The sequence below is a fragment of the Aeromicrobium sp. CF4.19 genome, from assembly GCF_051262555.1.
Lineage (GTDB): Bacteria > Actinomycetota > Actinomycetes > Propionibacteriales > Nocardioidaceae > Aeromicrobium.
The window spans coordinates 1-6,754 of sequence record NZ_JBIMEU010000017.1 but is presented as its reverse complement, the minus strand read 5'-3'; the positions used below and the strand labels follow the sequence as shown (position 1 = coordinate 6,754).

Genomic DNA, 6,754 nt, shown 5'->3' with positions numbered 1-6,754 from the left:
CGCCGAGCTCGCCATCATCGGCAGCGCCGACCAGGCGTCCTCCGACCAGGCGTCCTCCGACGACTCCGACGACTCGGCGCAGGACGCCGAGCAGACCTCCGAGCCCGAGGGCGACCCGGCCGAGGACCCCGAGCAGGCCGAGAAGGTCGAGGAGGCCGCCGAGGCCGAGAAGGAGCAGCCCGCCCCTGCTCCGGAGAAGAGCGAGCCCGCCCCGGCCGCTGAGAAGGAGCCGGAGAAGGATTCCGAGCCTGAGAAGGAGCCGGAGAAGTCCTCCTCGCCCGGGGCAGGGTCCCAGGGTGGCGGCGACACCTACGTCACGCCGATCGTGCGCAAGCTGGCCAAGCAGCACGAGGTCGATCTCGAGTCGCTCACCGGCAGCGGGGTCGGTGGACGGATCCGCAAGCAGGACGTCATCGATGCCGCGGAGAAGCAGGCTCCCGCCCCCGAGGCGGAGACCGGCACCGCCAAGGCGCCCCAGGGGTCCTCCGCACCGGCTCCGGCCGAGCCGTCACCACTGCGCGGCAAGACGGAGAAGCTCAGCCGTCTGCGCAAGGTCATCGCCTCGCGCCTGACCGAGTCGCTGCAGATCTCGGCCCAGCTCACGCAGGTGCACGAGGTCGACGTCACCGACATCGCCCGGATGCGCGCGAAGCACAAGGGCGCCTTCCTGGACCGAGAGGGCGTCAAGCTCACCTTCCTGCCGTTCTTCGCCAAGGCGGCCGTGGAGGCGCTGAAGGCGCACCCGACGCTCAATGCGGCGCTCGACCTGGACGAGGGCACGGTGACGTACCCCGCCGGGGAGCACCTGGGCATCGCCGTCGACACCGAGCGCGGTCTGCTCGTGCCGACGATCAAGGACGCCGGTGACCTGTCGATCGCCGGGCTGGCACGAAAGATCGCCGACGTGGCCGAGCGCACGCGCACCAACAAGATCTCGCCTGACGAGCTCTCCGGTGGCACGTTCTCGATCACGAACCTGGGCAGCAACGGGGCCCTGTTCGACACGCCGATCATCAACCAGCCGCAGGTCGCGATCCTCGGCATCGGGGCGGTCGTCAAGCGGCCGGTCGTGATCACCGACGAGCACGGCAGCGACAGCATCGCGGTGCGCAGCATGGCCTACCTCGCCCTGACGTACGACCACCGCATCATCGACGGGGCCGACGCGGGCCGGTTCCTCACCACGGTGAAGGATCGCCTGCAGAGTGGCTCCTTCGAGTCCGAGCTGGGGTCCTGATCAGCTGATGCACGTCGTCGTCGCCGGAGCCTCGGGATTCCTCGGGTCCGCCCTGGTGGCTCACCTGCGTCGTGAGGGCCACCAGGTCACCCGCCTGATCCGGTCCGGCGAGCCGACGCGGGACTCCTCCCAGTGGGACCCGGCCGAGGGGCGCATCGACCGGGTCCTGATCGACCGGGCCGATGCCGTCGTCAACCTCTCGGGCGCCACGATCGCGCGGTGGCCGCGCACGAACCGATACAAGAAGGTCCTGCGGGACTCACGCATCGACTCCACGACGACTCTCTCCTCGGCCATCGTGGCCTCGGGCTCGCCGACCATCTTCCTCTCGGCCTCCGCGATGGGCTACTACGGCAGCGAGCGGGGCAACGAGCCCCTCCCCGAGGGGGCAGCGGCCGGGTCGGGCTTCCTCGCCGAGCTGTGCCGGCAGTGGGAGGATGCGGCCGCACCGGTCGCCGAGGCCGGCCAGCGGGTGTGCCTGCTGCGAACCGGCCTGCCCCTGCACCGCGACGGCGGGATGCTCGCTCCCCTGCTGCCGATGTTCCGGCTCGGTGCAGGCGCCCGGCTGGGCACCGGGCGCCAGCTCATGTCCGTCATGGCGCTGCACGACTGGGTGCGGGCGGTGACGTTCCTGCTCGAGAACGACGATGCCAGCGGGCCGTTCAACCTCTCCCTGCCGGTGCCGGTGACCAACGCAGACTTCACCGAGGAGCTCGGCGAGGTGCTCTCGCGCCCGACGATTCTCGTGGCGCCGCGACCGGTGCTGCGCACGGTGCTGGGTGCCTTGGCCGACGATCTGCTGGGCTCCGTCGGGATGGTGCCCGACGCCCTGACCACGGCAGGGTTCACCTTCGAGCACCCCGACCTCGCCAGCACCCTGCGCGCAGCCCTGGACTGACGTCGTGGTCGCCCTGCCGGAACCCTCCGGCTACGCCACCGACGTCTCGGCGGCCCTCGTCGCCTACCTGGACTTCTATCGCGCCGAGGTCGAGCGGAAGGTCACCGGGCTCGAGGACGACGCGGCGCGGTCCCAGCTGCTGCCCTCGGGATGGACGCTGGTCGAGCTCCTCTCCCACCTGGTGCACATGGAGCGTCGCTGGTTCGTGTGGGGCTTCCTCGCAGAGCCCGTCACCGAGCCTTGGGGCGACCAGGACGGCCGGGGCCGTTGGCACACTGACGCCGACGTGCCGACGCTCCTGGCTGCGCTGCACGCCGGGGGCCGCCGCACGACCCGTGTCCTCACCGAGCACGCTCCGACCGCGCGAGCGTCCCTTGGCGGCCGCTTCCACGAGGAGCCACCGACACTGCTGGCCATCGGCCTGCACGTGCTGCAGGAGTACTCGCGCCACACCGGCCACGCCGACGTCGTGCGTGAGCTCACCGACGGGACGACCGGCGAGGCCCCGTCCTCACCGTGATGCGCTGATCCGCCAGCCCTCGGAGGTCTCGGTGAGCGTCACCGCACGACGCGTCGGGCTCGCCCGTGGCAGCTCTCGTCGCCGACCGGAGGCATCGATCACCCAGGTGCGACCGAGCCTGTCGACGACGTCGAGCCGGATCGAGCTCGCGTCCCTCCCGGTCACGCGACACTCGATCCGCACCAAGGCTCCCCCACGCAGCCTCAGCCCGCGCTCGGTGTACCCGCGGAGCACGGACGCGTCGGCGTGGGCCAGGCGGTCGTCGGCGTAGACCTCCGCGAGCATCCCGGGGCGCGCGGTCTGCAGTGCGACGACTCGCTCCGCGTCCAGCCGTCCGAGCAGCAGGCAGGCGGGATCCTCACCCTCGCCGAGCAGCGTCGCGAGCCACGCGACGATCCCGACGACCCAGTCCGTCATGGCCGCACCGTCCCACCGGCGGACGGAGGTCCGCCAGCAGCCGTCCACAGGCGGCGTAGGCTGCAGGCGTGAGCGGCTTGGAGATCGTCGAGGGACGCTACGGAGCGAACGCCATCGACTACGTCGAGGCCTGGGAGCTCCAGCGCACGCTCCACGCCCAGCGGGTCGAGGCCACGATCGGCGACACCGCGTTGTTCCTGGAGCACCCACCGGTCTACACGGCGGGCAAGCGGACCGAGCCGCACGAGCGTCCCACCGACGGTGCGCCCGTCGTGGACGTGGACCGCGGCGGCAAGATCACCTTCCACGGGCCCGGCCAGCTCGTCGGCTACCCCATCACCCGGCTGCCCTCGCACGTCCTCGTGGTCGACTACGTCCGCCGCGTCGAGGAGGCACTGATCCGTGCCGTCGGCGACCTCGGCATCACGAGTGGTCGGGTGGCCGGGCGCTCGGGCGTGTGGCTCGCCGCCGACTCCACCGCTTCGTCGGACTCCGCCCGAGGGGGCCGCCAGGAGCGCAAGATCGCCGCCATCGGCATCCGGGTCTCCCGCGGGGTGACGATGCACGGCTTCTCGCTCAACGCCGACGTCGACCTGGCGTGGTACGACCGCTTCGTCCCGTGCGGCATCGCCGATGCCGGCGTCACCACACTGAGCGCCGAGCTCGAGCGCCCGGTCACGGTTTCGGAGGCGGCGGACGTCGTGCGCCCGCACCTGCAAGAGCTCCTCGCCTGGAACTCCTACACCCCCTCCCCCGACGTGCCGCACCCCGACGCCGCCGAGGCGGGCGCCGGGGTGCCGGTGCTCAAGCTCAGTCGCCCGACATCGTGAGCGCCTCCCGGTAGGAGATCTTGTCCCCCGTCCGCAGCAGCGTGCGCTCGTAGACACGCGCCCCGAGCCGGATCAGCAGGATCGTCGCGACAACCGTGCCACCGATCGCCACCCCGGTCTGCCACAGCGGGACCGACTCCGTCGCCATCCGCGCCGGCATGATCATCGCGGACACGATCGGTGCCATCGACATCACCTGCTGCAGGAGGTCGTTGCCGAAGAAGAAGGCGAAGTACGGGATGAACAGCAGCGCCTGCGCCGGAGCCGTCGTCGACTGCAGGTCCTGCTGGCGCGAGGCGAGCGCCCCCGCCACGGCCCACAGGCTCGCCAGGGCCATGAAGCCCAGGACGAAGAAGACGATGTACCAACCGATCGCCGGGCCCAGCCGGCCGAGCCCCGCGTCGAGGCCCGAGACCAGCAGCCCGACGGCACCGGCGACCACGAACAGCACCACCTGACCCACGGCCAGCACCGTGTTGCCAAGGATCTTGCCCCACAGGAGCTGTCGGATCGGCACCGTCGCGGCGAGGATCTCCACGACGCGGCTCTCCTTCTCCTGCGCCACGCTGCCGGCGATCATCATGCCGGAGCCGATCGCGACGATGAAGAACAGGATGATGAACGCGAAGGCGGCCGCCTGACCAAGTCCGTCGTCCCCGTCGGTCTCCAGCAGCCTCTCGGCGACCTGCGTGCCCTGCTGGAGCGAGGACAGATCGACGTCCTGCGCCGTGGCGTTGTCCTGCAGCACGGCACCGCTCGCGGCCGTCTGCAGCGGGCCGGAGATCGCTGAGGGAACGCTCTCGTCCGCGACGATCTCGAAACCATCGCCGGCCGGCAGCAGGGCGGCGTCGGCGTCGCCGTCGCGCACAGCCTGCTCGGACGCCTGCGCATCGGCCACCTCGAGCACCTCGATGCTGAGTCGGTCGTTGCCGGCCCGGCCCGCCTCCTCAGCGCTCTGCACGATGGCCGCGGCCGTGGAGTCGGTGACGGCCACGGTGTTGTCCTGCGGCCGGTCGGCGAAGTAGGACGCCGCGAAGATGCCGACCACGATCATCAGCACGGAGATGCCGGTCGTGATGAGGAAGGACTTCTGACGGATCCGGGTCCGGACCTCGTTCTCGGCGACCAGCCTCCAGGCGGGTGTCGAGTCTGGGCTGGTCGGGTCTGGGGTCTGGGTGCTCATCGGGTGGCCTCCCGGAAGATCTCGGACAGGGGTGGACGGGCTCGGGCGATCTCCACGACGGGGCCGTGGTCGACGACCAGGCGGGTGAGCTCTGCGGGAGCCAGCCCGTCGAGGTCCAGCAGGGCGACCGTCCCGTCGACGTCGCGCACGTTCAGGCCACGGACGTCCCGGAGCCAGGCGGCGTCGGAGTCCTGCATCTCGACGCGGTAGCGGTTCGCGCCGCGACCGCGGAGGTCCTCGACCGCTCCGGCCGCGACGAGCTTGCCCCCGGCGAGGATGACGAGGTCGTCGCACAACCGCTCGACGAGGTCGAGCTGGTGGCTGGAGAACAGCAGCGGCAGGCCGGCGGCCTCCCGCGAGAGCAGGTCGACCATCGAGTCGACAGCCACCGGGTCGAGCCCGCTGAACGGCTCGTCGAGCACCAGCGCGCGGGGACGGTGCACGAGCGACGCCGCGATCTGGACCCGCTGCTGGTTGCCCAGCGACAGGGCGTCGAGAAGATCGTCGGCGCGCTCGGTGAGGGAGAAGTGCGCCAAGAGCTCGTCCGTCCGCTCGGTGGCCTGCGCACGTGACATGCCGTGCAGCCTGGCGAAGTACACGAGCTGCTCGGCGATCGGGGCGCGTGGGTAGAGCCCCCGCTCCTCCGGCATGTAGCCGAAGCTGCGCCGGACCTCGGGGGTGGCAGGCGACCCGTTCCAGAGCACCTGCCCCGCGCTGGGCGCGAGCACTCCCATGATCATCCGCATCGTGGTGGTCTTGCCGGCACCGTTCGCGCCCACGAATCCCGTGGTGCGCCCCGGTCGGACGCTGAAGCCCACGTCGTCGACGACGGTCGTGTCGCCGAAGACGCGGCTGAGATGGCTGACTTCGATCATGCGTCCACGCTAGGCACCCGGACGGTCCCGCACATCGGCCACGGGACCGAGCCACCCCTCATCCCTGCGGACGAGTGGTCGCGGCTCAGGACTCCATGAGACCGGACTCGTAGGCGACGATGACCGCCTGGACCCGGTCGCGGGAGTCGAGCTTGGTGAGGATCCGCGAGACGTGGGACTTCACGGTGGCGTTGCTGACGAACAGGCTCTCGGCGATCTCGGCGTTGCTCTGCCCACTGGCCATGGCGACGAGGACGTCGCGCTCGCGCTCGGTGAGCTCCTCGACCCGGGCGTCCTTGTCCCGCAGGACCCGGCTGGTGGAGCGGGCGATGACCCGGTGGGTCACCTCCGGCGCCAGCAGGGAGTGTCCTCGGGCGGCGAGCCGGATGGCGCTGACCAGGTCCTCCGGCGGGCAGTTCTTGAGCAGGAACCCGCTCGCGCCCGCCTGCAGGGCGGCGAACAGGTACGCGTCGTCGTCGAACGTCGTGAGGATGAGGACCTTGGTTCCCGGGTACTCGGCCACGACCCGCTGCGTGGCCTCGATGCCGTCCATGTCGGGCATCTGCACGTCCATGAGCACGACGTCGGGCGACGTCTCCGCCACCCGCTGCACGGCCTGGCGTCCGTCCCGGGCCTCCCCGACCACCTCGATGTCCTCCTCGACGTCGAGGATCATCGCGAAGCCGACACGGATCAGCTCCTGGTCGTCCACCAGCAGGACGGTGGTGCGTTCGCTCATGCGATCACGTCCTCGAAAAAGCCACAGTAGGAGCGTGATCGCATGAGATGCGCCT

At 70.9% G+C, this 6,754-nt stretch carries 8 protein-coding genes; 4 read left to right on the top strand and 4 right to left on the bottom strand.

What is annotated here, in order from left to right; all coding sequences use genetic code 11:
• From sucB to ACHAAC_RS17395, 3 genes are all read left to right on the top strand, one after another.
• The coding region (gene sucB, locus ACHAAC_RS17405) for a 2-oxoglutarate dehydrogenase, E2 component, dihydrolipoamide succinyltransferase (protein ID WP_435717640.1) at positions 1-1,237 on the top strand (1,237 nt) is incomplete at its 5' end.
• 7 nt (positions 1,238-1,244) lie between these two features.
• Complete coding sequence (locus ACHAAC_RS17400; protein WP_435717638.1) at positions 1,245-2,135, top strand: TIGR01777 family oxidoreductase; 891 nt, start codon at positions 1,245-1,247, stop codon at positions 2,133-2,135.
• A 4-nt stretch (positions 2,136-2,139) separates the two neighbouring features.
• Positions 2,140-2,655: a DUF664 domain-containing protein gene (locus ACHAAC_RS17395; RefSeq protein ID WP_435717636.1), complete on the top strand. Its 516-nt coding sequence runs from the start codon at positions 2,140-2,142 to the stop codon at positions 2,653-2,655.
• Here ACHAAC_RS17395 and ACHAAC_RS17390 read toward each other — a convergent pair.
• A complete protein-coding gene (locus ACHAAC_RS17390; protein WP_435717634.1) occupies positions 2,647-3,072 on the bottom strand; it encodes a hypothetical protein in 426 nt (141 codons plus the stop codon). The two genes, ACHAAC_RS17395 and ACHAAC_RS17390, sit on opposite strands and share 9 nt — an antisense overlap.
• 68 nt (positions 3,073-3,140) lie before the next feature.
• On the opposite strand from ACHAAC_RS17390, the gene lipB reads away from it, so the two are divergent.
• Complete coding sequence (lipB, locus tag ACHAAC_RS17385; RefSeq protein ID WP_435717632.1) at positions 3,141-3,902, top strand: lipoyl(octanoyl) transferase LipB; 762 nt, start codon at positions 3,141-3,143, stop codon at positions 3,900-3,902.
• On the opposite strand, the gene ACHAAC_RS17380 is transcribed toward lipB, so the two are convergent.
• From ACHAAC_RS17380 to ACHAAC_RS17370, 3 genes are all read right to left on the bottom strand, one after another.
• A complete protein-coding gene (locus ACHAAC_RS17380) occupies positions 3,883-5,085 on the bottom strand; it encodes an ABC transporter permease (RefSeq protein WP_435717630.1) in 1,203 nt (400 codons plus the stop codon). The genes lipB and ACHAAC_RS17380 overlap by 20 nt on opposite strands.
• Positions 5,082-5,960, bottom strand: a complete 879-nt coding sequence (locus ACHAAC_RS17375; RefSeq protein ID WP_435717628.1) for an ABC transporter ATP-binding protein — start codon at positions 5,958-5,960, stop codon at positions 5,082-5,084. Before ACHAAC_RS17375 ends, ACHAAC_RS17380 begins: the two co-directional genes overlap by 4 nt.
• Positions 5,961-6,045: 85 nt before the next feature.
• Positions 6,046-6,699 carry a response regulator transcription factor gene (locus ACHAAC_RS17370; RefSeq protein WP_435717626.1) on the bottom strand — a complete coding sequence of 218 codons (654 nt, stop codon included), beginning with the start codon at positions 6,697-6,699 and terminating at the stop codon, positions 6,046-6,048.
• Positions 6,700-6,754 lie beyond the last annotated feature (55 nt).

Bases quoted from the DNA above. Each gene is read 5' to 3' on its own strand.
- ACHAAC_RS17400 (WP_435717638.1), top strand. From the start codon at position 1,245: ATGCACGTCGTCGTCGCCGGAGCCTCGGGATTCCTCGGGTCCGCCCTG.
- ACHAAC_RS17390 (WP_435717634.1), bottom strand. From the start codon at position 3,072: ATGACGGACTGGGTCGTCGGGATCGTCGCGTGGCTCGCGACGCTGCTC.
- ACHAAC_RS17380 (WP_435717630.1), bottom strand. From the start codon at position 5,085: ATGAGCACCCAGACCCCAGACCCGACCAGCCCAGACTCGACACCCGCC.
- ACHAAC_RS17375 (WP_435717628.1), bottom strand. From the start codon at position 5,960: ATGATCGAAGTCAGCCATCTCAGCCGCGTCTTCGGCGACACGACCGTC.
- ACHAAC_RS17370 (WP_435717626.1), bottom strand. From the start codon at position 6,699: ATGAGCGAACGCACCACCGTCCTGCTGGTGGACGACCAGGAGCTGATC.